The sequence below is a fragment of the Streptomyces sp. NPDC032198 genome (assembly GCF_040636975.1).
In the GTDB taxonomy this organism is placed as follows: domain Bacteria; phylum Actinomycetota; class Actinomycetes; order Streptomycetales; family Streptomycetaceae; genus Streptomyces.
On record NZ_JBEZVL010000006.1, the window covers coordinates 545,992 to 570,162 of the forward strand.

18 protein-coding genes are annotated in these 24,171 nt (G+C 68.5%); 6 read left to right on the plus strand and 12 right to left on the minus strand.

The window, feature by feature from the left end; translation table 11 throughout:
- Window positions 1-266: 266 nt before the first annotated feature.
- From AB0E78_RS19255 to AB0E78_RS19270, 4 genes are all read left to right on the plus strand, one after another.
- Window positions 267-1,253 (plus strand): tetratricopeptide repeat protein, encoded by a 987-nt coding sequence (locus tag AB0E78_RS19255; RefSeq protein ID WP_361833713.1) that lies wholly within the window; start codon window positions 267-269, stop codon window positions 1,251-1,253.
- 687 nt (window positions 1,254-1,940) lie between these two features.
- Window positions 1,941-2,558, plus strand: coding sequence for a DUF6230 family protein (locus AB0E78_RS19260; protein ID WP_361833715.1), 618 nt, complete (start codon window positions 1,941-1,943; stop codon window positions 2,556-2,558).
- Window positions 2,559-2,694: 136 nt separating this feature from the next.
- Window positions 2,695-3,249: a DUF6114 domain-containing protein gene (locus AB0E78_RS19265; protein WP_361833717.1), complete on the plus strand. Its 555-nt coding sequence runs from the start codon at window positions 2,695-2,697 to the stop codon at window positions 3,247-3,249.
- Between the two features lie 127 nt (window positions 3,250-3,376).
- The gene (locus tag AB0E78_RS19270) at window positions 3,377-4,564 is read left to right on the plus strand and encodes a hypothetical protein (protein WP_361833719.1); all 1,188 of its coding nucleotides are present in this window, start codon (window positions 3,377-3,379) and stop codon (window positions 4,562-4,564) included.
- Between the two features lie 103 nt (window positions 4,565-4,667).
- On the opposite strand, the gene pyk is transcribed toward AB0E78_RS19270, so the two are convergent.
- From pyk to pta, 3 genes are all read right to left on the minus strand, one after another.
- Window positions 4,668-6,098, minus strand: coding sequence for a pyruvate kinase (gene pyk, locus AB0E78_RS19275; protein WP_361833721.1), 1,431 nt, complete (start codon window positions 6,096-6,098; stop codon window positions 4,668-4,670).
- A gap of 87 nt (window positions 6,099-6,185) precedes the next feature.
- Window positions 6,186-7,406, minus strand: coding sequence for an acetate kinase (locus AB0E78_RS19280; protein ID WP_361833723.1), 1,221 nt, complete (start codon window positions 7,404-7,406; stop codon window positions 6,186-6,188).
- Window positions 7,407-7,450: 44 nt separating this feature from the next.
- Window positions 7,451-9,535 carry a phosphate acetyltransferase gene (gene pta / locus AB0E78_RS19285; protein WP_361833725.1) on the minus strand — a complete coding sequence of 695 codons (2,085 nt, stop codon included), beginning with the start codon at window positions 9,533-9,535 and terminating at the stop codon, window positions 7,451-7,453.
- Between the two features lie 320 nt (window positions 9,536-9,855).
- On the opposite strand from pta, the gene AB0E78_RS19290 reads away from it, so the two are divergent.
- Window positions 9,856-10,881, plus strand: coding sequence for a 6-phosphofructokinase (locus AB0E78_RS19290; RefSeq protein ID WP_361833727.1), 1,026 nt, complete (start codon window positions 9,856-9,858; stop codon window positions 10,879-10,881).
- A 45-nt stretch (window positions 10,882-10,926) separates the two neighbouring features.
- Here the strand turns inward: AB0E78_RS19290 and AB0E78_RS19295 are convergent, their stop codons facing one another.
- From AB0E78_RS19295 to AB0E78_RS19320, 6 genes are all read right to left on the minus strand, one after another.
- Window positions 10,927-11,616, minus strand: coding sequence for a helix-turn-helix transcriptional regulator (locus AB0E78_RS19295; protein ID WP_361833817.1), 690 nt, complete (start codon window positions 11,614-11,616; stop codon window positions 10,927-10,929).
- 101 nt (window positions 11,617-11,717) lie between these two features.
- Window positions 11,718-12,020: a hypothetical protein gene (locus AB0E78_RS19300; RefSeq protein ID WP_361833729.1), complete on the minus strand. Its 303-nt coding sequence runs from the start codon at window positions 12,018-12,020 to the stop codon at window positions 11,718-11,720.
- Window positions 12,017-16,567 (minus strand): DUF6531 domain-containing protein, encoded by a 4,551-nt coding sequence (locus AB0E78_RS19305; RefSeq protein ID WP_361833731.1) that lies wholly within the window; start codon window positions 16,565-16,567, stop codon window positions 12,017-12,019. The genes AB0E78_RS19300 and AB0E78_RS19305 overlap by 4 nt, the downstream gene beginning before the upstream one ends.
- 115 nt (window positions 16,568-16,682) lie before the next feature.
- Window positions 16,683-16,985, minus strand: a complete 303-nt coding sequence (locus AB0E78_RS19310; protein WP_361833733.1) for a hypothetical protein — start codon at window positions 16,983-16,985, stop codon at window positions 16,683-16,685.
- Between the two features lie 379 nt (window positions 16,986-17,364).
- The gene (locus tag AB0E78_RS19315; RefSeq protein WP_361833735.1) at window positions 17,365-18,399 is read right to left on the minus strand and encodes a hypothetical protein; all 1,035 of its coding nucleotides are present in this window, start codon (window positions 18,397-18,399) and stop codon (window positions 17,365-17,367) included.
- Window positions 18,387-19,040: a hypothetical protein gene (locus tag AB0E78_RS19320; RefSeq protein ID WP_361833737.1), complete on the minus strand. Its 654-nt coding sequence runs from the start codon at window positions 19,038-19,040 to the stop codon at window positions 18,387-18,389. Before AB0E78_RS19320 ends, AB0E78_RS19315 begins: the two co-directional genes overlap by 13 nt.
- A 206-nt stretch (window positions 19,041-19,246) precedes the next feature.
- Here AB0E78_RS19320 and AB0E78_RS19325 point away from each other — a divergent pair, with 206 nt between their 5' ends.
- The gene (locus AB0E78_RS19325) at window positions 19,247-19,735 is read left to right on the plus strand and encodes an HIT family protein (RefSeq protein WP_361833739.1); all 489 of its coding nucleotides are present in this window, start codon (window positions 19,247-19,249) and stop codon (window positions 19,733-19,735) included.
- Window positions 19,736-19,759: 24 nt separating this feature from the next.
- Here the strand turns inward: AB0E78_RS19325 and AB0E78_RS19330 are convergent, their stop codons facing one another.
- The 3 genes from AB0E78_RS19330 to AB0E78_RS19340 form a co-directional block, all read right to left on the minus strand.
- A complete protein-coding gene (locus AB0E78_RS19330; RefSeq protein ID WP_361833741.1) occupies window positions 19,760-22,039 on the minus strand; it encodes a protein kinase in 2,280 nt (759 codons plus the stop codon).
- Window positions 22,040-22,099: 60 nt separating this feature from the next.
- The gene (locus AB0E78_RS19335; RefSeq protein WP_361833819.1) at window positions 22,100-22,927 is read right to left on the minus strand and encodes a carbohydrate ABC transporter permease; all 828 of its coding nucleotides are present in this window, start codon (window positions 22,925-22,927) and stop codon (window positions 22,100-22,102) included.
- A gap of 72 nt (window positions 22,928-22,999) precedes the next feature.
- Complete coding sequence (locus AB0E78_RS19340) at window positions 23,000-23,860, minus strand: sugar ABC transporter permease (protein ID WP_361833821.1); 861 nt, start codon at window positions 23,858-23,860, stop codon at window positions 23,000-23,002.
- Window positions 23,861-24,171: the final 311 nt, after the last annotated feature.

Consider the following 24,171-nt stretch of genomic DNA (forward strand, 5'->3'; position numbering starts at 1 on the left):
GCTACGACCCGTAGCGAAAGAGACGTGGGCGGGACGAACGGCAACTCCTCGGCGCCCACGTTCTTTCGCGGCGGACGAACAGCGGCAACCAGAGTGACCAGCACAGCGACAACCACAGCAGCGAGCACCGGCACAGGGTGGGGACCCTGCGCCACAACCATCGGTCCTCCTCGGGACCTTGGCGCCACGACCGCCCGCGGCCCCGCAATCCGGCGGGGGGCCTCGGACGGGCGCGGTTCCCGCACGGCTTGGGGGAGGATGTACTCATGCAGCCACGGAACATGTCCATGAGCGGAGTCGTCGACCTCGCCGCCGTGAAGGCGGCCCAGGAGGCGAAGGCGAAGGCGGAGCAGGCGCGCGCCGAAGCGGCCAGGCAGGGCGGGGGTGCCGTACCGGGCGTCTCACCGTCGAGTCTCGTCATCGACGTCGACGAGGCCGGTTTCGAGCGCGATGTCCTCCAGCGCTCCACCGAAGTGCCCGTCGTCATCGACTTCTGGGCCGAGTGGTGCGAGCCGTGCAAGCAGCTGAGCCCGCTGCTCGAAGGCCTCGCGCGGGAGTACAACGGCCGTTTCGTCCTCGCCAAGATCGACGTGGACGCCAATCAGATGCTGATGCAGCAGTTCGGGGTCCAGGGGATCCCGGCCGTCTTCGCGGTGGTGGCCGGGCAGGCCCTGCCGCTCTTCCAGGGCGCGGCCCCGGTGGAGCAGATCCGCCAGACCCTGGACCAGCTCATCCAGGTCGGCGAGGAGCGCTTCGGCCTGACCGGCATCGTCGTCGACCCGGGTGCCGAGGGCGGGGACCAGCAGGAGGCCCCGGTCGCCGAGGTGCCCGCCGGCCCGTACGACGCCCTGCTCGAAGCGGCCGTCCAGGCGCTGGACGCGGGCGACTTGGGCGGCGCGGTCCAGGCGTACCGCAACGTACTGAACGACGACCCGGGCAACACCGAGGCCAAGCTCGGCCTGGCCCAGGCCGAACTGCTGCAGCGCGTCCAGGGCCTGGACCCGCAGCAGGTCCGCAAGGACGCCGCCGACCGGCCCGCGGACGTGGCCGCGCAGATCGCCGCCGCCGACCTGGATCTGGTGGGCGGTCATGTGGAGGACGCCTTCGGGCGGCTCATCGAGGCGGTCCGGCGCACGGCGGGCGAGGACCGGGACGCCGCACGCGTGCGGCTGCTCGAACTCCTCGAAGTGGTCGGCTCGGACGACCCGCGGGTGACCGCCGCGCGTACGCAGCTCGCGCGGGTGCTTTTCTGACCGGTTTCCGACCCTGTTCGGACGTTCGACCCGGACCTGGCCGTTCGACTCGTCGTGGGCCGTTCGCTGACCAGTCCTTAAACGCTGGGGCTTGTGATGCCCGAGTGAAAATTTGCCGTCAAGGCGCCCCAGTGGCCGCGCTTTACCAAAACTTGGTAATCGCGGCCACTGTTACTTGGAGTAAGCCCAGGCCGTTCTTCTGTCCTGGTGTGCCCTTCAACATCCCGTTCTGTTCCTGCCCATGGATGCACCGTCCGTGGCCGACCGATACCGCGCGGTCGTGGTTCGGTTATCGCACCGTTACTAGCGAGTAACGAACCCCCTTGTGCGGGGGCCGAGAATGCACCACGATCGGCGACGCTCGGTCCAATAACCCGCAGCCCGAAAGCCAGTCGGGAGCGGGCTTTCTGGGTCCCCACCGAGCAGGCCGGAGACACCCCGTCGCCGGTCTTGGACAGGGGGGTCTCTGCCGTCCGGCAGGGCCTGTCCGGCAGGTTGTGCGTGTCGCGTGCGACCAGTGGTTGTCGCTCGGGGGTGATCGCCGGTGCTGAGTGGCGCAGTTTGCGCGCCTCCCATGCGGGCGCTCTCCTTCCCGAGGACGTAGCGCTTCTCCCATCCCTGCCCGGCTGAGCTGCCCGAAAGGGACCAGTCAGGGCCGGAGATGTACGTCCGAGAAGGAGGAAAGTCATGGAGTCCGTGGCTCGTGGCGGAACCAGATGGAAGCGGTTCGCCGTAGTCATGGTGCCGAGCGTCGCGGCGACTGCCGCGATAGGCGTGGCCCTCTCGCAGGGTGCACTCGCGGCATCGTTCAGTGTGTCCGGTCAGCAGTTCAAGGTGACTGCCGACCAGCTCGACGGTACGGGTTTCGTCCAGTACGGGGCGCTTGACAGCGGTAAGTCGGGTAATCACCCGGTCGCCGTCGTCGGCCTCGAATCGGCCAAGATCACCAACCTGTGTCAGTCCGTCGTCGTTCCGGTCCCCGTCTTCGGCGATGTGTCGATGACCCTCAAGGCCGGCGCCAAGGGCGGCCCGAGGGTCGAGGCGAAGAAGCTCTACATCGACGCCGATGACCTGAAGGCCGACGCGACGTTCACCAACGTCGACATCGGTGTCTCGGTCGACCGGACCACCAAGGGCCCGGGTCCGTCGAAGGGCGACAAGTACGCCCCCGACTCGTTCGCGCAGCAGGCTGACAAGGTCAAGTTCGTCGACGTCAAGCAGCGTGCGTGGGCGACCACCGCCGGTACCTTCAAGCTCTCTGGTCTGGGCATGTCGGTCAAGAAGGGCAAGCACGAGTGCTACTGAGGCGACTGATGCCTTAGCAGCGGTACTTGTTGCGAAACACGGCCGGGCGCGGGGGCGCGACGGTACTCGACAACCGTCCCCGTGCCCGAATCCGCAGGACACAGAACCAACGCCGTTCCCCGAGGAGCTGTACGACATGAGCGCCGAAGCGCAAGTGGGGCTGGGAGACAAGCTCGGCCGGATGCGCCAATCGTTCCGAGGGTGGCGCGGTCAGCGCCCGTTCTGGGGTGGTCTGCTGACGTTGCTCGGCGGCATCCCGATCATGTACTTCCCGTACGCGAACCTCACGCTCGGCACGATGACGATCCGGATGGCGACGACCGCCGGTGCCGGTTCGCTGATCATCGGCGTCCTGCTTGTCGTGCTCGGCCTGACCATGTGGTTCCAGCCGCATTCCCGGATCTTCGCGGGTGTCGCGGCGATTCTGCTCGCCCTGGTCTCTCTGGTGGTCTCCAACTTCGGCGGCTTCGTCATCGGCTTCCTGCTCGCTCTGCTCGGCGGTGCCCTCGGCATCTCCTGGGCGGCGGCCAAGCCCGTGAAGGGGTCCGCGCGGAAGCGGACCGAAGGCCCCGACGACGGGGCGCCGGAGCCCGCGGCAGCGGGGGCCGCGAACGGGGTGAGCGGCACTACGGACGATCTGTCAGGAACGAGCCCGGACAACGGGACGAACGGGAGGCACCGTGCCGGCTGACGAGGTGCACCATGCGGACTCCGCGGGGGAGCCCCGCGCGAGATCCGGGCCGCGCCACGCGGCACCCAGAAAGCCGCTCCTCACTCGCCTGCACGTTCCGGCGGGCAAGGCGATAGCCATCGCGGCCATGCCGACCGCAGTCCTCATGGGCATGGGTCTGACCCCCCAGCTCGCGCAGGCCAAGCCGCTGCCGAAGAACCCCTTCCAGGACGGCCCGTGCGTCACGGCGCCGGACGACGCCTCCAAGGAAGCCGACAAGGCTGCCGCGGACAAGGCGGAGAAGGAGAAGGCCGAGCAGGAGAAGGCCGACAAGAAGGCTGCCGCCGAGAAGGCCGGCAAGAGCGGCAAGGACGACTCCGGCAAGGCCACCGCCGAGCCGACGCCCTCGCCCTCCGCCGGTGACAAGGCGGGCTCGGACTCCGCCGACGGCTCCGACAAGGCCGACCCGGCCCCGTCGGCCTCGGAGGAGAAGACCGAGGAGCCCGCTCCGGAGCCCTCCGAGACCAAGAACCCGCTGGACCCGCTGGGCGTCGGTGACGCGCTCAAGGACATCTTCACGCCCGACGAGAAGAAGTCCGAGAGCCCCGAGCCGACCCCCTCCGCCTCGGAGGAGACCACGTCCCCCGAGTCCCCCGAGGACAAGGCGAAGGACACGGTCGACGACGTCACCAAGCCGGTCGACGACACCCTCGACGGGGTCAAGGACGGTGCCGACAAGGCTGGGGACACGGTCGACAAGGCCAAGGAAGACGCCGAGAAGGCCGCCGAAGAGGCTGCCGACAAGGCGAAGGCCGAGGAGTCCGCGGACCCGATGGCGCCGGACGAGGACGGCAAGAAGCCGTTCCCGTGCGTGGTCGAGAAGAAGGTCGCCGGAGACGCCGAGCAGACGCCCTCGCCGATCCCGAACCAGCCGTGGTACCTGGAAGCCAGCTCGCTGACGCTGAAGGGCGCCGACTACCAGGGGGTCGTGAACCTGACGATGCCCAACGGCGAGACCAAGCAGTCCTTGAAGTACGTCATCGACAGCACGGACATCGGCGACCTGCACCAGATCGTCGACGGCCCGGCCGGCAAGAAGTACCACGTCGAGGCCGCCAAGGGATCCACGTCCACGATCCGTAACGGCAAGACGACGATGTACACCGAGTCGATCTCCGGCAAGCTCTTCGGCCTGATCCCGATCACGTTCGACCCGGAGCACCCGCCGCCCCTGAACATCCCGCTGATCTACTTCACGGACGTGAAGGTCAAGCAGGCGGGCCAGTTCGGCGGCGAACTGCACGTACCCGGTCTGCACCAGTCGATCACCGACTGACCTCGGACCACCCGGTCCCACGAACCACCGGGAGCCGCGAAAGCGCTGAGGGCGCCCCCTGAACCAGGGGGCGCCCTCAGTGTCGTACGGGGGAGGCGGTGCGTCAGTCGCGGCCGACGCCGCCCAGGTGGTGCACCCGGACCATGTTGGTGGTGCCGGGGACACCGGGGGGCGAACCGGCCGTGATGATCACGGTGTCGCCGTCGTTGAAGCGGTTCAGCTTGACCAGCTCGGCGTCCACGAGGTCGACCATCGCGTCGGTGTTGTCGACGTGCGGCACGACGTACGAGTCCACGCCCCAGCTCAGGGAGAGCTGGTTGCGGGTCGCCTCATCGGTGGTGAAGGCCAGGATCGGCTGGGCCGCGCGGTAGCGGGACAGACGGCGGGCCGTGTCACCGGACTGCGTGAAGGCGATCAGCGCCTCGCCGCCCAGGAAGTCCGCGATCTCGCACGCGGCACGGGCCACCGAACCACCCTGCGTACGCGGCTTCTTGCCGGGCACGAGCGGCTGCAGGCCCTTGGCGAGCAGCTCTTCCTCGGCCGCCACGACGATCTTCGACATCGTCTTGACGGTCTCGATCGGGTACGCGCCCACGGACGACTCGGCGGACAGCATGACCGCGTCCGCGCCGTCCAGGATCGCGTTGGCGACGTCGGACGCCTCGGCGCGCGTGGGGCGCGAGTTGGTGATCATCGACTCCATCATCTGGGTCGCGACGATCACCGGCTTGGCGTTGCGGCGGCACATCTCCACGAGGCGCTTCTGCACCATCGGGACCTTTTCGAGCGGGTACTCGACGGCCAGGTCGCCACGGGCGACCATGACGGCGTCGAAGGCCGCGACGACGCCCTCCATGTTGGCGACGGCCTGCGGCTTCTCCACCTTGGCGATGACGGGGACCCGGCGGCCCTCCTCGTCCATCACCTTGTGGACGTCCTTGACGTCGCCGGCGTCGCGCACGAAGGACAGCGCGACCATGTCGCAGCCCATCTTCAGGGCGAAGCGCAGGTCCTCGACGTCCTTCTCGGAGAGCGCGGGAACGTTCACGGCCGCGCCGGGCAGGTTGATGCCCTTGTGGTCGGAGATGACACCGCCCTCGACGACGATCGTCTTCACCTGCGGGCCGCTCACCTCGACGACGCGCAGCTCGACGTTGCCGTCGTTGATCAGGACCTGGTCGCCCTTGGAGACGTCACCGGGCAGGCCCTTGTAGGTGGTGCCACAGATGGACTTGTCGCCGGGGACGTCCTCGGTGGTGATGGTGAACTCGTCACCGCGCACCAGCTCGACGGGGCCCTCGGCGAAGGTCTCCAGACGGATCTTCGGACCCTGCAGGTCGGCGAGGACGCCGACGGCACGTCCGGTCTTGTCGGCAGCCGCACGGACGCGGTCGTACCGCCCCTGGTGCTCGGCGTGCGTGCCGTGGCTGAAGTTGAAGCGGGCCACGTTCATGCCGGCTTCGATCAGCGAGACGAGCTGCTCTTCGGAGTCGACGGCGGGGCCCAGCGTGCAGACGATTTTGGAACGGCGCATAGGGGCGATCCTATCGGTTTGTTTCGCTTCGGAATATTCCGTCTGGTGGAATCTACAAATGGGCGTAAGGCCGCTCAGGCGTGGCGTTCACGACGGGTCGCCGAACGACGCCACGAGCGCGTAGGTCTGCTGCGCGATCTCCAGCTCCTCGTCGGTGGGGACGACGGCGACCGCGACCCGCGCGTACTCCGGCGAGATCAGCCGGGCCTCGTCGGAACGTACAGCGTTGAGCTCTCCGTCGACCACGAGGCCCAGTTCCTCCAGACCCGCGACGGCAGCCTCCCGCACCGGCGCCGCGTTCTCACCGACCCCCGCCGTGAACGCGATGGCGTCCACCCGGCCGAGCACCGCGTAGTAGGCGCCGATGTACTTCTTCAGACGGTGGATGTAGATGTCGAAGGCGAGCGCGGCGGCCTCGTCGCCCTCGTCGATCCGGCGCCGGATCTCCCGCATGTCGTTGTCGCCGCAGAGTCCGACCAGACCGCTCTTCTTGTTGAGCAGGGTGTCCACCTCGTCGATCGACATCCCGCCGACGCGGGCCAGATGGAAGACGACCGCCGGGTCCACGTCACCGGAACGGGTACCCATCACGAGCCCCTCAAGCGGCGTGAGCCCCATCGATGTCTCCACGCACCTGCCGCCCCGCACGGCGCTCGCGGAGGCGCCGTTGCCCAGGTGCAGCACGATGACGTTCACGTCCTCGGGCGTCCTGCCGAGCAGCTTGGCGGTCTCCCGGGACACATACGCGTGCGACGTCCCGTGGAAGCCGTAGCGCCGCACGCGGTGCTGGTCGGCGGTGGCCACGTCGATCGCGTAGCGCGCCGCCGACTCCGGCATCGTCGTGTGGAACGCCGTGTCGAAGACGGCGACCTGGGGAAGGTCCGGGCGCAGTGCCTGGGCCGTGCGGATGCCGGTGATGTTGGCCGGGTTGTGCAGCGGCGCCACCGGCACGAGCCGCTGGATCTCCGCGAGCACCTCGTCCGTGATGACCGTCGGCGCGGTGAACTTCAGACCGCCGTGCACCACGCGGTGGCCGATCGCGGCGAGGTCGGGGGAGTCCAGGCCGAGCCCGTCGGCGGCCAGCTCGGCGGCGACCGCCTTCAGGGCCGCCTCGTGGTCGGCGATCGGCTCGTCGCGCTCGCGCTCCTCGCGGCCACCCGTCAGCGGGGTGTGCTTGAGCCGCGAGGTCGCCTCGCCGATGCGCTCGACCAGGCCGACCGCGAGACGAGAGCTGTCCCGCATGTCGAGCAGCTGGTACTTCACCGACGAGGAGCCGGAGTTGAGGACGAGGACACGGGTGGCGCTCACAGGAGGAATGCTTTCTGTAGACGTCATACGGGGACTGCCGGGTGCTACGCGGAGGCGGTCGGGCCGCCCTGGGCCTGGATCGCGGTGATCACGACGGTGTTGACGATGTCCTGCACGAGGGCGCCGCGGGACAGGTCGTTGACCGGCTTGCGCAGGCCCTGGAGGACCGGGCCGACGGCGATCGCGCCGGCCGAGCGCTGCACGGCCTTGTACGTGTTGTTGCCGGTGTTCAGGTCCGGGAAGATCAGCACGCTGGCCTGGCCCGCGACCTCCGATTCCGGCAGCTTCGTCGCCGCGACCGAGGGCTCCACGGCGGCGTCGTACTGGATCGGTCCCTCGATCTTCAGGTCGCTGCGGCTCTCCCGCACCAGCTCGGTCGCCTCGCGCACCTTGTCGACGTCGGCGCCCGAACCGGACGTGCCCGTCGAGTACGAGAGCATCGCGATCCGCGGCTCCACGCCGAACTGCTCGGCGGTGGCCGCCGCCTGGACGGCGATGTCGGCGAGCTGCACCGCGTTCGGGTCCGGATTGACCGCGCAGTCGCCGTAGACGAGCACCTTGTCGGCCAGGCACATGAAGAAGACGGAGCTGACGATCGAGGCGTCGGGCTTCGTCTTGATGATCTCGAAGGCGGGCCGGATCGTGGCGGCCGTGGAGTGCACGGACCCCGACACCATGCCGTCGGCGAAGCCCTCCTGCACCATCAGGGTGCCGAAGTAGTTCACGTCCGCGACGACGTCGTGCGCGAGCTCGACGGTGACACCCTTGTGGGCACGGAGCTCGGCGTACTTGGCGGCGAACGCGTCCCGCAGCTCGGAGGTCTGCGGGTCGATGAGCTGCGAGTCGGCGAGGTCGACGCCGAGGTCCGCGGCCTTCTTGCGGATCTGCTCGACGGGGCCGAGCAGCGTCAGGTCGCAGACACCGCGGCGCAGCAGCACGTCGGCGGCGCGCAGGACGCGCTCCTCGGTGCCCTCGGGCAGGACGACGCGGCGCTTGTCGGAGCGCGCCTGCTCCAGGAGCTTGTGCTCGAACATCATCGGCGTGACGCGGTCGCTGCTGGGGGCCTGTACGCGGCTGAGCAGCCCCGCCGTGTCGACGTACCGCTCGAAGAGCCCGAGGGCCGTCTCCGCCTTGCGGGGCGTGGCGGCGTTCAACTTCCCCTCCAGGGCGAAGAGTTCGCCCGCGGTGGGGAAGGAGCCGCCGGAGACCGCGATGACCGGGGTGCCGGGCGCGAGGCGGTCGGCGAGCTTCAGGATCGCCTCGCCGGGCTGCTCGTTGAGGGTGAGCAGGACGCCCGCGATGGGCGGCGTACCGGCGCTGTGCGCGGCGAGCGAGCCCACGACGAGGTCGGCGCGGTCGCCGGGGGTGACCACGAGGCAGCCCGGGGTCAGGGCGTTCAGGAAGTTCGGCAGCATCGCGCCGCCGAAGACGAAGTCGAGCGCGTCACGGGCCAGGCCCGCGTCGTCGCCGAGCACGACGCGCCCGCCGAGCGCGTGGGTGATCTGGGCGACCGTGGGGGCGGCGAGCGCGGGCTCGTCCGGCAGGACGTAGCTGGGCACGGGGAGGCCGGCCGCGAGGCTGTCGTGGATCTCGTCGCGGTCGGCGGGCGACACCCGGTTGGTGACCATCGCGAGGACGTCGCAGCCCAGGCTCTCGTACGCGCGATAGGCGTTGCGCGTCTCGGAGCGGACCGATTCGGCGGTCTGGTTCTTGCCGCCGACGACGGGTATCACGGAGGCGCCGAACTCGTTGGCGAGGCGCGCGTTGAGCGACAGCTCGTCCGGGAGCTGGGTGTCGGCGAAGTCCGTGCCGAGCACCAGAACGATCTCGTAGTCCCGCGCCACCCGGTGAAAACGGTCGACGAGCTGGGAGACCAGCTCGTCGGTGCCCTGCTCGGCCTGGATCGCGGAGGCCTCGTGGTAATCCATCCCGTACCCGGACGCCGCGTCCTGCGCCAGCCGGTAGCGGGCCCTTAGAAGATCGAAAAGACGATCCGGCCCGTCGTGGACGAGCGGACGGAAGACCCCCACCCGGTCGACCTGACGGGTCAGGAGTTCCATGACTCCCAGCTCGATGACCTGGCGGCCGTCGCCCCGGTCGATCCCGGTCACGTACACGCTGCGCGTCACGCGTGCTCTCCCCTTCGTCGCTGCTCCGCTGCGGTTTTCCCTGGCCGCCCGGCGAGACCGGGCGACTTCCGTCAAGGCCGGACAAATGACCCGATATGGTTGCCGTGCCTTCTTGACAATACCTCTGCGGCTGGCTAGGTCGCCCGCCGGACGAAAGGCCTCAGGGGGTGGGCACAAAGGCCCTCTCCCCAGGTCTCCCCAGGATCGGGCGGAGCAGGCGTGGGGCGGGAGTGGTGGTTGTGCGAGCAGCGACCGCTGCGCGGCCATGGAACAATCAGACCGGCTCACAAGGATCAACAGCGAGCAGGAGACACAGCACGATGCGCATCGGAATTCTCACCGCAGGCGGCGACTGCCCCGGCCTCAACGCAGTGATCCGGTCGGTCGTGCACCGAGCCGTCACGCACTACGGCGACGAGGTCATCGGCTTCGAGGACGGTTACGCGGGCCTGCTCGACGGCCGCTACCGCTCCCTCGGCCTGAACGAGGTCAGCGGCATCCTGGCCCGTGGCGGAACGATTCTGGGCTCCTCCCGCCTGGAGCGCGACCGCTTCCGTGCGGCCTGCGAGGACGCGCCCGCGCTCGCCAAGGAGATCGGCTTCGACGTCCTGATCCCCATCGGCGGCGAGGGCACGCTCACGGCGGCAAAGATGCTGTCGGACGCGGGCCTCCCGGTGGTGGGCGTCCCCAAGACCATCGACAACGACATCTCCTCCACCGACCGAACCTTCGGCTTCGACACGGCGGTGGGCGTCGCGACGGAGGCGATGGACCGCCTCAAGACGACGGCCGAGTCCCACCAGCGCGTGATGGTCGTCGAGGTCATGGGCCGCCACGCGGGCTGGATCGCCCTGGAGTCCGGCATGGCGGGCGGCGCCCACGGCATCTGCCTCCCCGAGCGTCCCTTCGACCCCGCTGACCTGGTCAAACTGGTCGAGGAGCGGTTCTCGCGGGGCAAGAAGTTCGCGGTGATCTGCGTGGCCGAGGGCGCGCACCCGCAGGAGGGCACCATGAATTACGGTGTCGGCGCGATCGACCAGTTCGGCCACGAGCGCTTCCAGGGCATCGGCACGGCGCTCGCGTACGAACTGGAGACCCGCCTCGGCAAGGAGGCCAAGCCGGTCATCCTGGGCCACGTCCAGCGCGGCGGCACCCCGACGGCGTACGACCGCGTCCTCGCCACCCGCTTCGGCTGGCACGCGGTGGAGGCGGCGCACCGCGAGGAGTTCGGCCGGATGACGGCGCTGCGGGGCACGGACATCACGATGGTGCCGCTGGCGGAGGCGGTCACCGAGCTGAAGACGGTGCCGAAGGACCGGATGGACGAGGCGGAGTCGGTGTTCTAGGGGCGATTGTCTGGCGGGCGTCTTGACTGCCTGACGGCCGGGGCATCAGCCCCCGGCGCCCCGGGTCCCCCGTACCTGCGTCCAGAAGTGCTCCAGGATCTTGTCCAGGAAGTCCTTCCCGGCGCTCCCCGAGGCATCGGCCCCGGCCCCGCCGCCCCAGCTGAGCGTCCGGACCATGCGCGACTGGTAGTCGGCGTGGAGCTGCTGCAGCACGTCCTCGACGTGCCGCTTCTGCACGGGCAGCATCTTGCTGACGGGCCGCACGTACCCCTGCCAACGGCTCGTGACGGCGCTGCGCAGCAGCTCGGCGAGGTCGTCGGCGCGCCCGATGACGTTGATGAAGTCGGGCAGGGGGAGCTGGAGCACCTCGGCGAGCGCGGCGGACTGCCGGTCGTTGCCGCGCCAGGTGTTGGTCTCCTCCATGTGCAGATAGGCCTGGATCTCGACGCCGGACCCCCGCGCCACGTCCTCGGGCGCGAGCCCGCGGGCGAGACGGTGCTCGCGCAGGGTGGTCGCGGCGCCCATGAGCTCGCCGGGGGAGCACCACAGGGTGCCGGCGAGCGCGGTGAGCTCGGCGGAGGTGGGCGCGGCGAGCCCGCGCTCCCAGGCGGCGATGGTCTCCGGGGTGATGTAGGTGAGCCCATAGCTCGCTCGCATCCCGTAGGCGACGTGCCCGTGCGCCATCCCCAGGGCCTCACGGAGGCGCCGGGCGGCGGGGAAGTCGAACGGTGGCATGGGCTGGTGCGGCGGTCGGCTCGGTTGCACGGGCACACGGTATGGGTGCGGGGCGCCGACGACTACGGTGCGTTCATACGAGGTTGCGGATTGGTGCGAACCTACGGGGCGCGTGTTTCCCAGTACGGCGGGCCGACACGGATCTTGATCTGCTCGTCGCCGTGCTGCCCTACGACGCCTTCAACGCGTTCCCCGACGTCCGGCAAGGGGGCGGGGGGAGCGGCGGGGTCGTTGATCGTGCCCTCGGGGTCGTAGGACAGCAGGTCGATGAGAGCGCTGATTCCGGGAGCTTCGTCCAGGTCCAGGAACACACCGAAAGGCAGCCGAAGCTTGACCACTCCACGCGCGGGGGAACCCACGGGGTAGAGCCGCTTTGCTTCCTCCCAGGAAATTTCCTTCGTCACTTGTGTCTGATCCTCGGGTATTGGTTCAAGTCCTCGACGACATTGTTCGGAATCACCAGTTCCTTGTCGCCCGGGCTGTCCATGTAATCCTGCTCGTACTTCGCCCACTTGGCATCGTACTCGGACTTCGGAATCTTGATCTCGATGACGCCCTCGCCGTACGACTGGGCGTACTTCTCGGCGATGTCCCGCTTCTTTCCGAAGTATGCCCGGCCGTTGGGGTACATGCCTTCGGACTTACGCGGGTCACCGGGGAAGTCGTCGGCGCTGTACCCGTGCTGTTCGTGGACATCGCCCTTCCCTCTCGCTGAAGCCTTGAAGATGGACTGGGTGCATTCATCCGGCGAAAGCCCGAGATGGTCGGTCCAGACCTGGGGATTCGGGACGTAGCCGCTGGGGTTGGGGGAGGGCGCGAGGCCGAGAGGGTCGTTGGTGAGGTAGCGGGCGGTCTCGGGGTCGTAATGGCGGAAGTAGTTGTAATGGAGGCCCGTCTCGGGGTCGAAGTACTGGCCGGGGAACCGGAGCGGTGTGTATGTGGTGCTGCTGGCCGTCCAGGCGGTCGTACCCCAGAGCGTGCTGCGGGCGCGCCAGGCGATGTCCCCGGTCTCGTCGATGAGTTCCGTGGGCGTGCCGACCAGGTCGGTGACGATCGAGAAGAACCGTGAGTCGATCTCGTCCTGGGGCATGTCGGCGGCCGACACCCGTTCCGTCTGGGCGATGGGGTGCAGACCTTGGTGGTCCCACGTCACGGTCACCGGGTTGGGCAACTCCGCGGACGTGGTGGTCTGTTCGCAGAGAAGGGTGCCGTCCCAGGAGAAGACGGTCTGCTCGAGCACCGTCTCGCCGTCGGGGGCCAGGCGCAGCTTGGCGATGCGACGCCCGAGCGGGTCGTATCGATAGCGCCAGCGTGTGCCGTCCGGTGTGATGACGGCCATGAGCCGGTCCTCGGCGTCCCAGGTGTAGTGCCAGGTGTCCGGCTTGCGGGACAGCCGCGTCTTCTGGCGCAGTGTGACGCGGCCGAGATCGTCGTGTTCGTAACGGAGGTGACCGGCGCGGGTGATGCGCGTGCCGGTGTAGGCGCGCGGACCGTTGCTTTCGTGGCCCGGATGGTTGCTCGGACTGGTGGCCTGTGTCTGGTTCCCGGCCGCGTCATAGGCGTACGTCTCGGTCCAGTTGCCCGCGTGGACGGCGGTCACCCGGCCGGCCGCGTCCAGGTCGAACCGGCGCGTCCCTGCGAGCTGGTCGTCGAGGCTCGCGAGGTGACCGTCGGCGCGATAGGTGTACGCGCGGCTCTGCACCGATCGCCTGTCGGCGGTCGTCACCGACTGCGCGGTGAGGCGGCCCACCTCGTCGAAGGCGTGGGCCAGCGTGAGGTTCGCACCGACGTGCCGGGCCACTTCCCGACCCGAAGGATCGTGCTCGAAGCTGATGGTGCGGCCACCGGTGCTGAGCAGGGCGTGGTTACCCGCGGCGTCATACGTCCACGTGCTGGTCGCTCCGGTGGCTGTGGTACGCCGTGTGCGGCGGCCCATCGCGTCGTGGGCGAAGGTGAGCGTGCGGCCGTCGACGGTCTCGGAGAGCGGCCGACCGCCATGGTCACGCTCGATGGTCAGCGAGGCGTCAGGCCCGGTGGCTTGGCTGAGCTGGCCGAAGAGGTCGTAGGCAAAGGTGGTGACCGATCCGGCGGCATCCTTGCGGATGATCTGGCCGAGCTCGTCGTGATCGAACGTGACGGTCTCGCCCGCGGCGTTCGTGCGGGCGGTGAGACGGCCGGCGGCGTCGTGCTCGTAGGTGAGGGTTCGGCCGTCGAAGTCCGTCTCGGACCTCAGGTGTCCGGCGGCATCATGCTCATAACTCCAGGCGAAACCAAGGGGGTTGGTGACCTCGGTCAGGCGAAGAGAGGTGTCGTAGGCGAACTCGTGGCGTGCGCCGTCGGGACTGATGCGGGCCGCGAGGAGGTCGAAATGCGTGTACTCGTAGCGGGAAACCTGTCTCAACTGGTCGGTATAACTGGTGCAGTTGCCCTCTCCGTCATATGTCCAGGTCTCGACCTCACCGTCCGGCGCGGTGCGCCGGATGAGCTTGCCCTCCGTCGACCATTCCAGCCGAGTGGTGTTCCCGACGGAGTCGGTCAGGGCGACGGTGCGCCCGAACGCGTCACGCTCCCAGGTGGTGAGGGCGCCCAGCGGATCCGTGGCCTCTACAGGGAGCCCCGCGGCGTTGTACCGCACCGCGATGGTGTGGCCCAACGCGTCGTCGACCGTCAGGGCATGCCCTGACGCGCTGTAGGTGCTCCGGGAGGTGTTTCCCCCCGGGTCCGTGATGGATGTGCAATTGCCTCGATCGTCGTAGCGGTGTCGCCAGGAAGTGCCGTCCGGCAGGCTGATGGACGTGGCGAGATTGAGGTCGTTGTACGTGATGCGGACGATGGCCCCGTCCGACCGTGTCACCTCGACGGGCTGGCCCCACTGGTTGTTCACGACGCGCGTGGTGTGGCCGAGCTGATCGGTGGACGAGACGAGGTGATGGTGCGTGTCGTACGCGGTGCGGATCGTGCCACCCAGTGGATCGATCTCGGCGACGACGAGGCAGTCTTCGTTGATGACGAAGCGGGAGATGGCGCCCTCGGCCGTGGTGACTTCCGTGACGCGATGGCCGGGCCAGGCCGGATCCACGACGTCGTGGGCGAAGGTGTTGGTCACATACCCGGCCTCGTGGCCCTGGGCGACGCAGCGGTCCTGGTCGTCGTATGTGTAGTGGTAGCGACTGTCGTTTGTGTCTTTCCACGAGGTGATGCGGCACTGTTCATCGTAGGTGAACTCTATTGGCAGACCAGAGGAGTTGACGATCGATGTGAGGTTGCCGTCGGTGTAGCCGTACTGCTTGATACAGAGCTGGGAGGGGCGCTCGGTGGATGCGGCTGCGGCATCGACTGCGGCGTCGGAGTCAGCACCGGCACCGGCTCCGACCAGGATCAGTGACGTGATCTGGCCGTCGTCCACTGTCAGATTGAGGTGGTAGCCACCCGAGTGCCGGATCGTGAGCGGGGTGCCCTCGGAGTCATAGTCGAAGTCGATGGCATTGTGATTGCGGTCGGTGATGCGCGCCAGCAAGGCGAGGTCGTCGCGGGTGGTCACGAAATGACGGCGCCGGCCGACGACGGGGTCCGTGACGTGATAGCTGCCGTCGTCGAGGCGTTCCAGCGGCCAGTGCGGGCCGGAGGCAGGCAGTACGGAAGTGTCCGGGCCCTCGGGGTGGGGATAGGCGAGGAGCATGCCGTCCTCGGTGACGAATACGATGCCGTGCTCGTCGATCTCCAGGCGCTGGTCGGCGGTGGAGGTCCAGGTGGGGCCGAACCAGCCGCCGGTGCGGTAGCCCGAGGCGACACGGCGGGTGAAGGTCAGCGGCAACGTGCCCGGCAGAGTGAGGTCGGTCTCGTTCAGGAACATCTGCCCGGTGGCCACGTCCACCGGGTCTCCGCAGCCCTTGATTTTGCTCTTGACTCGGTTGAACGCACCCTTCGCGCCCTTCGTCAGCGCGCCACGGGCCGAGTTCAGCCCCCTCAGTCCGCTCTTGAGGCCCTTCATGCCCTTGGCGAGGCCGCGGAGGGAGGTGAGGCCCTTCATGCCGGGGATGCAGTCGAGGGCGGCGAAGGCGACGTCGAGTAGGCCTGCTTCCCCCTTCGCGTATTTATTGAGGGTGTCGGCGAGGACGACGAGGGCGGCGATGAGGACGATCGCGCCGAGGATCGGGCCACCGATGATCATGGCGATGACGCCGAGGACGGCGACGACGACCTTGCAGACGGCGACGATGGTGTCCCAGTTGTCGGTGACCCAGTCCCCGACCTCCTCCCACCACTTGCGGTTCTGAATGCCCGCGTCGGAGGCGTCTTCCAGCTTCTTCTTGGCGGTACCCGCGGCGTCTTCGCGCATCTTGCGGGCGTCTTCGGCCATCTTCTTCGCGGCGTCGAGGTTGCTCTTCGCGGCGGAGACATCCGACTTCGCTGCCGTCTGGGCTTTCTCGGCGGAGGTGGCGTTGCGGGTGGCGGCCTTGACCTTGTCCGGGTCGGGCTTCGGGACGTCCTTGGACTTGGAACCGCCGTCGTCGTCCTTGTACTTGTCGGCTTCCTTGCCCGCCTTGTCCATCCACGAGTCGGCGGAGGTGAGGCGGGTCTGGGCGCTGCTCAAGTCGCCTTGCGCTTCGCGGCCCTTGGCCAGGGCCTTGTCGGCCAGGGCCTGGGCGCGTTCCAGCTCGGGCCAGTAGGTGGAGAGGGCATCGCCAGCCATCTCGTAGCTCTTCTTGAGCTTCTTCAGCTTGCCCGGCGCGTCCTCGAACTCCGAGGTGAAGGATTCGGCGGTCTTGCCCGCCCAGGTCAGGATCGCGTCCTCGCCCGCCATCCCCTTGATATCGCGGAGGACCTTGGAGACGTCGTCTGCGAAGTCATGCAGGTTCTTGGCGAGGTTCCGCACCCGGTCCGGATCACCGGGCGTCGGATCCTTGTCCAGGTCCAGGACATGCCAATCCGCCGGACGATTCCCTGCCATGCCGCAACCCCCGCTGCGTTCGTCATTACGACAACCGTACGCAGGTGCGAAGTTACATGAGGTGGTGTGCGCGCGTCATGCATGATCCTCCTCCGGCTACGCACCCAGCAGCTCCTCAAGCGCATGTCCGTACCCCCGGAAGAGTGCCCGGGCGTCGAGCCGCGCCGCCGAAATCGGGAAGCGGCAGATCGGCGAGGAAGGCGACGGGCCGCATCCGGAGGACGGTGTGGGCTCCGTGGGCGGGACCAGGTCCCTCATCCCTAGCCCCGCCGACCAGCCCCACCGTGATCCGCAACGCCTCGGCGACGAGCCCGGCCCCGCGCGCGACATCGAGGCCCCGGGCGATCGCCGCGTTGACCAGCGCCTGGAGGGACCGTGTCAGCTGCAGGTCCGCGCCCATGCGGCGCGTCGGGCGCATCGAATGGGTTCCGCACGTCCTCGTACCCCGAGGACCACAACAGCAGGTTCGGCGTCTCCACGTGATGCTCGCGCAGATAGCCGAGCTCGTCGAAGATCCCCATGACCTGCTCCCCGAAGTCCCCGATTTCCTGGACCACTTCGAGAAGCCCCGCCACATCGCCCTGCCGGGCCGACACGAACCCACCCACGGACACGTCCGCCAGGTCCCAGGTCCCTGCCGCGGCAACCGTCCCGATCTCGACGATGCCCCCCAGGGGCCCGAAGATGGAACGGGCGAGCGTGTCTTCCGGGATGTCCCACTTCGGCTTCGGTGCGCTCAACTGGCCGGTATCTCTTCGGTGGTGACCGGCGATTGCTGACTCAGACCTACCGGTCGGCTATCGGTTGATCGACTGGATCTCCTCGACGATCACGTCCTGATCTGCCCCGAACTCGCCGTCAGGCAGGGGCTTTTCGCCGGTCACACCCGTGCCGGTCCAGTGGATCTTCCAGGTGACGGTTGCCTTGAGCGGGTAGGAGCCGTCGCCGGATGAGCGGAGGTACTTCACGCCGCAGGGCGGGGTCTGGTCGGACTTGCCCTTGGCGTACGGTTCGCCGATCTTGCCGTTCTCGATCGGGCACACCCCGGAGGCGGGGTACGTCTCGGCGTCCTTCGTTCCCGGGTCGATCTTGAGAGAGATCGGCTCGGCGGTTGTGGTTGCCTCGATGGCGAGCTCGGGGACGGAAGCCGTCACCGACACCGGCTTGAACTCCGCGTCGTTCAGCCAGGCCCAGGTCGGCAGGTTGACCTTCGTCTTGCCTTCCGGGGCGAGGGTCACCTCGGTGCCGGGTACGCGGACTTCGGCGTACGCGAGCTTCGCGAGGATCTCAGGGGTGATGGCCTCGGGGATGTCCGCCGGAGGCGGGTCGCCCTTGTCGACCCAGAAGGTGGGCTTCTCGCAGGAGTCCCAGCCGGGTGGGTAGCTCTCGTTGGAGAAGGACGTCCACCAGTAGCCCTTGCCCGCCTTGTCCAGGTTGAAGTTCTTGTAGGGCTCGCCGTCCACGTACCGCTTCTTTTGCTCCAAGTCCCACTGGTAGCCCGTCGATTCGGCCTGCCAGATCGGCTCGACGTACTTCTTGAACTCCTCCGGCGAGTACTTGGGGGCATACCAGCAGGCGGGCGGGGTCCAGTTCGTGGCGGGGGTCATGGCGCCGGCCTTGGCTCCGGTGCCGTTCTTGGAGCGGTCGTAGACGATGCCGGAGGCGGTGGCGGAGGCCTTTCCGTCGCCTCCCGGCTTGTCCGGGCCCTCGGCGTCGCCGTTCGTGCTGCCACCGTGCCCGTAGCCTGCCCATGCCTGTCCGGAGACGAACAGGGACGAGGCCAGTGCTACGGCCATGACGACAGCGAGCCGTCCCGGTTTCATGACTGGCATGCGGCACTCCCGCGATCAGATGTGGTCTGCTCGGTGATCCAAACGCCCTGCTTGTTGAGGTGCAGGCGGCTGGTGTAGATGACCAGGTCATCCTTCGACGGGGATGTCACATCGGTCTTCCCCGTCTTGAGGCTCTTGTTGAATGCCTTGCCCTGGTCCTCGCAGTAGACGAGCGATGCCTTCTTTCCGCCCGTGACGTTCACCCGGGCGTTGTAGAAGCGCTTCGTCCCCGTGATCCGGTCCTTGTACTGGACAAATTCCTGAATGAACTTTTGACTCCCGGCGGCTGCTTCGCCCTCGGAGTAGAAGCGGTAGGACTTGTGGAGCGCGTCCTGTTCGGCGATGGCCATGTCGACCGCCTTGAGGTACTCCTCGGTGTCGGACAGGACGGTGTCCTTGTTCTCGTCGCCGGTCTTGGCCCACTCGAACTTGTAGTGGAGATCCGACGGCAACTTGATCTTCGGGCGCTCTACGTCAGTCACCTTCGATGCGCTTGGCGAAGGTGACTTCTTCGCGTCCTGCTCCGCTCCAGCGATCTTGTCGTTGTCCTTGGACTCGTCGTCGCCGCTTCCGCAAGCAGTCAGCAGCAGAGCTGCGGACGCGGTGAGGGCGACCGTCGCGAGACGGATAGGGCGGTTCACTGGAGGCTCCTGGTGAGGGTGGGAGTTGGCGCGAGCTAAGCACGCTAGTGGGCACTGATCGGCGGCACCAGAGAGATATCTGCTACGCAATGGGGCGGGAGGTGCGTATCCCGGTGAATCCGGGCGGGGTATTCATCGCAGGGCTCACGCACCGGTCTGTGACCGGGGGCAGTCAGAAGTCGAGTGGGGAGTGCATGCTCATGGGTATGGACCGGAAAGCCATGGACCTTGAGGGATATATGGAGCGGGCGCGCAGCGGCCCCTGCTTTGTTTGTGCGTTCGTCGCCGGGGACCCCGGCTACGCCCATCACACCGTCTACGAGGACCACGCCCACGTCGCGTTCCTCGATCGGTGGCCCACCCTCCCCGGCAAGGTTCTCGTCGCGCCGAAAGCCCACGTCGAGCACGTCGTCCGCGACCTCGACGAGGCGGCGTACACGCGGATCATGCTCGTCGTACGGAAGGTCGCCCTCGCCGTCGAGCAGGTCCTCGGCGCCGAGCGGACCTACCTCTACTCCCTCGGCAGTCAGGAAGGGAACAGCCACCTCCACTGGCACATCGCGGCCCTGCCGCCCGGAGTCCCGTACGAGGAGCAGCAGTTCCACGTCCTCATGACCGAGAACGGTGTACTGGATGCGGAGCCGGAGGAGTTGGCCGACCTCGCCGCGCGGATCCGGGCCGCCGTCGAGTCCTAGCGGCCACGGTCATGGCCACGGCCCCTACTGCTTCGTCGGCTCGTACCTCTTGTCCACCTTGCCGATCTCGCTCCAGGCGTGCCCGCCCCGGCGGTCGAACCACACCGGCCGTTCGCGGGCCGAGCGGCGCTTCTCGAAGGAGACCCCGGCGAGTACGCCGTTGACCGAGACGCGCTGGATCCCGCGGTCCAGGGTGTGCCGCAGCGACGTGGCCGCGCCCCCGGCGGGGAGCTCCTTGAGCGCGGTGGCCAGGGCCAGGGCGCCGTCGTACAGCTCCTGGTTTCCGCGTGCGGGGAGGTTGTCGTCGGGCTCGCCCGCGTAGTTGCGGGCGCGCAGGACCCCTTCGGGGATGGACTTGTCCCGCCTCTCGGCCGCGGCCCGCTCCTCCGAGTCCTCGCAGATGCCCACCGGGCCGCTCTGGGTCAGCACGGGGCCGTCGAAGCCGTCCGCCTTCAGCGCCTTGGCCCAGACACCGGCGGACGTGCCCGTGGGCACCACCACCGCGTCCGCGCGCGCCCCGGCGACCAGCGCGGGGATCTGCGACGCCGTCACCTTGTGGGGGTCGACGTCCAGCGCCTCCGGGGTGACGCCGCCCTTGCGCAGCGCGGTGCCGATGCCGTCCTCGCGGTTCACCCAGAGCTTGTCCTCGGCCACCAGTACCCGGCGCGCCTTCGTCTCCGACCGGAGGTACTCGGCCATCGCCTCGCCCTGCCGCGCGTCATCGGCCGGGATCGCGAACGCGCCCTCGGCGTGGGCGACTTCGGAGCACGTGCTGATCTCCGGCAGGAACGCCTCGTCCGTGTCGTGCACCCAGGAGAAGTCGGCGGTGTCACCGATGACGGCAAGCATGTCCGGGTGCTCGGCGAGCATCTTGCGCGACGTCGTGTCCGGGTCGGCGGACACGGGGACGAGCCGGAAGCGGCTGCGGCTCTTCGTGCCGAGCGCCTCCGAGAAGGCGGACGCGACGGTGCGCCGCTGCTGCGTCGTGAACTGGCCGTACTCCGACTTCTCGTACGTGTCCCCGCCCCCGGAGTGTTCGGCGCCGACGTGCCGGTAGCTGTGGGCGACGCCGATCGTGTAGACGGCCGGGGCGTCACCGGCGCCGGACGCGGACCCGGTGTCGGATGCGGCGAGGGAGCGTATGCCGAGGCCCGTCGGGATGCTGACCGCCAGGACGAGCGCGGCGGGGATCAGCAGACGCCGTCCGCGCGAGCGGCGGCGGGGCTCGGGAGCGGGGTCCTTGCGGACGGATGGCGGGTGAGGGCGGGCGTCCTCGATGCGGGAGGCGGGCTCGGTGCGGGCGTTCGCGCCCCGGGCAGCGGCGGGCGCGGTCTGCTCGGGCCGGTCCTCCGAGCGGACCGTCAGCGGGTGGGACGGCCCGGCCGCACCCGGAACGGCATCCTGCACGTCGTCCGAAGCCGGCGCCGAAGCCGAAGCCTCGTATGCGGAGGAGCCGCCCCGCGCCCCCACCGCGACACCCAGGATCCGCTCGAGCGTCGTAGCCGCGTCCGTCGGCCGGTCGGCCGGGTCCTTGGCGAGGAGGTCGAGTACGAGGCGTTCGACCGGCGCCGTCACCTCGGCCCGTGCCCGCGAGGGCCGCAGCGGTGCGTCGTTGACGTGGTTGTACATCACACCGACCGCCGTACCGGTGAACGGCGGTCTGCCGACGAGGAGTTCGTAGAGGACACAGCCGAGTGCGTACAGGTCGGTGCGTCCGTCGCCCGCCTCTTGGCGGAACCGCTCGGGGGCCAGGTACGGCACGCTGCCGAACGGCAGTTGCCCCGTCTGTGTGAGGCGGGAGTCGCCCGCGGCGCGCTCCAGGAAGGTCGCGATGCCGAAGTCGACGACCTTGGCCGTGCCGTCCGGCGTGATCATGACGTTGCCGGGCTTGATGTCACGGTGCACGATGCCCGCCGAGTGCGCGGCGTCCAGGGCGCGGCAGATGTCCGCCGCCCAGCGCAGCGCGTCCACCACGGGCACGCGGACGCTCTCGCGCAGCACGTGGTCGAGCGAGCGCCCCTGCACCAGGGCCATCACCAGGTACGGGGTGTTCTCGTCGGTGCCGTGGTCATGGACGGCGACGATGTACGGACTGTCCAGCGAGGCCGCGGCACGCGCCTCCTGCCGGAACCGGGCAAGGAGCTGCTCCAGCTCGTCCGCACCGGCGGAGTCAGCCGGCACGAAGACCTTGACGGCCACCTCCCGCCCCAGGCTCCGGTCCCGTGCCCGCCAGACCTCTCCCATGCCGCCCGCGCCGAGCCGCTCAAGGAGCTCGTACCGGCCGTTCAGCGAACGCCCCCGCATGTGCCCTCCCTCAGACCCGGTGATCCTAGCCAGCGGGTCGGACGGCCGAAGCGAGGCCGGTCATCCCTTCACCGCACCCCCCAACGCGAAGCCCCCGCCGAGGCGGCGTGAGATCAGGACGTACAGGAGGATCACCGGGGTTGAGTAGATGATCGAGAACGCTGCCAGCTGGCCGTAGATCACTGTTCCCTTGTTGCCGAAGAAGTCGTTGATGCTGACCGAGGCCGGCATCTGTTCCGGGGTCAGGAGCAGCATGAACGGGACGAAGAAGTTGCCCCACATCATGACGAAGGAGAAGACCGTCACCACGGCGACCCCGGGGCCCATCAAGGGGAGCACGATGCGCAGCAGGGACTGGAACGACGAGGCGCCGTCCGTCCAGGCCGCCTCCTCAAGCTCCTTCGGGACGCCGTCCATGAAGTTCTTCATCAGCCAGATGGCGAAGGGGAGTTGGGACGCCGCGAAGAAGAAGATCGTGCCCTGCATCGTGTCGATCAGGTCGACCTGGACGAACAGCGCGTACACCGGGACCATGATCGCGGTGATCGGCAGGCTCGTCGCGAAGAGGATCGTCAGCATGAAGGGGCGGTTCAGGCGGGACCTGAAGCGGGAGAGCGGATAGGCGGCGAGCGCCGCGCAGACCACCGTCAGGAGAGTGCCACCGCCGCACAGCAGCAGACTGTTGAGGAGCGGCGTGAAGGTGATCTCCGGGGTCAGGACCGCGTCGTAGTTGTCCAGGGTGAGGCCGTCGGGGACCTTCACCTTGAGGTCCGCCTTGGTGTCGAGCGACGACAGGATCACCCAGGCCAGCGGCAGCACGAACGCCGCCGCCACGACCAGCAGGCCCCCGTCCGCGGCCAGGCGTCTCGTCGTGCGGCGTGAACGCAGGCGCCGGGAAGGAGACTTGACGGTGCTTGCGGTGCTTGCGGTGCTTGCGGTGTTGGCGGTATTCGCGGGCACTCAGACCTCCGTGCGGAGCAGGCGCATGTAGACGAGCGAGAAGAGTGAGCCGACGACCAGGAGCAGAAGAGCCACCGCCGTGCCGTAACCGATCATGCTCTTCTGGAAGGCCTGCTCGTACATGAACAGGGGGAGCGTCTGGCTGCGGTTTCCCGGACCGCCTCGCGTCATCACCCAGATCAGACCGAAGACCGACAGGGTCTGCAGGGTGTTCAGCATCAGGTTCGTGCCGATGGAGCGGCGGATCATCGGCAGCGTGATGTGCCACATGCGGCGCCAGCCGCCCGCGCCGTCCACCTCTGCCGCCTCGGTGATCTCCTTGGGGATCTCGTTCAGGGCCGCCGAGTAGACCAGCATCGAGAACGCCGTCCCCCGCCACACGTTGGCGAACGACACCGCCAGGATCGGCAGCGTGTACATCCAGTTCTGGGACGGGAGATGGAGGAAGTCCAGGACCGCGTTGAGGGTGCCTTCGCGGCGGAAGAACGCGTACAGGAGGAAGGCCGCCACCACCTCCGGCAGCACCCACGCCGTGATCACGATCGCGCCGGTGATCGTACGGATCGGCTTGGACGCCCGCTGCATCAGGGACGCGAGCGCGAGGCCGATGGTGTTCTGCCCGATGAGCGAGGACACGACCGTGAAGACCAGCGTCAGCCAGACGGCGTTGAGGAATGCCTCGTCGCCGAAGGCCTTACGGAAGTTGTCGAACCCGACGAAGCTCGACTCCGCCTGGCCGGTGAGCTGGAGGTCGGTGAAGGCGATGTAGGCGCAGTAGCAGATGGGGCCCGCGAGGAAGAGCAGCAGCAGGACGACTGCGGGGGAGACGGGCAGCGCGCGGGACAGGGCCCGGCCCGTCAGCTTGCGGCGGGACGGGGGCCGCGCGGGGCGCGGGGCGCCCGGGCCCGGCGCGGTCTTCGCGATGTCGCCCGGCCCGGCGGGGGGTGCGGTGGTCACCTCGGGCACTCACTTCCCTTGCGTACGGATGCGACAGACGTGACGGATGCGACGGACGTGAGAGATGCGACGGACATGAGGGGTGCGACGGACGTGAGAGATGCGACGGACATGAGGGGTGCGGTGGCGTGACGGACGTGACAGACGTGACGGATGCGATGGGCGTGACGGACGCGCGTACGGGCGGCTGCCCTCGTGGGGGTGGTCGTCGCACC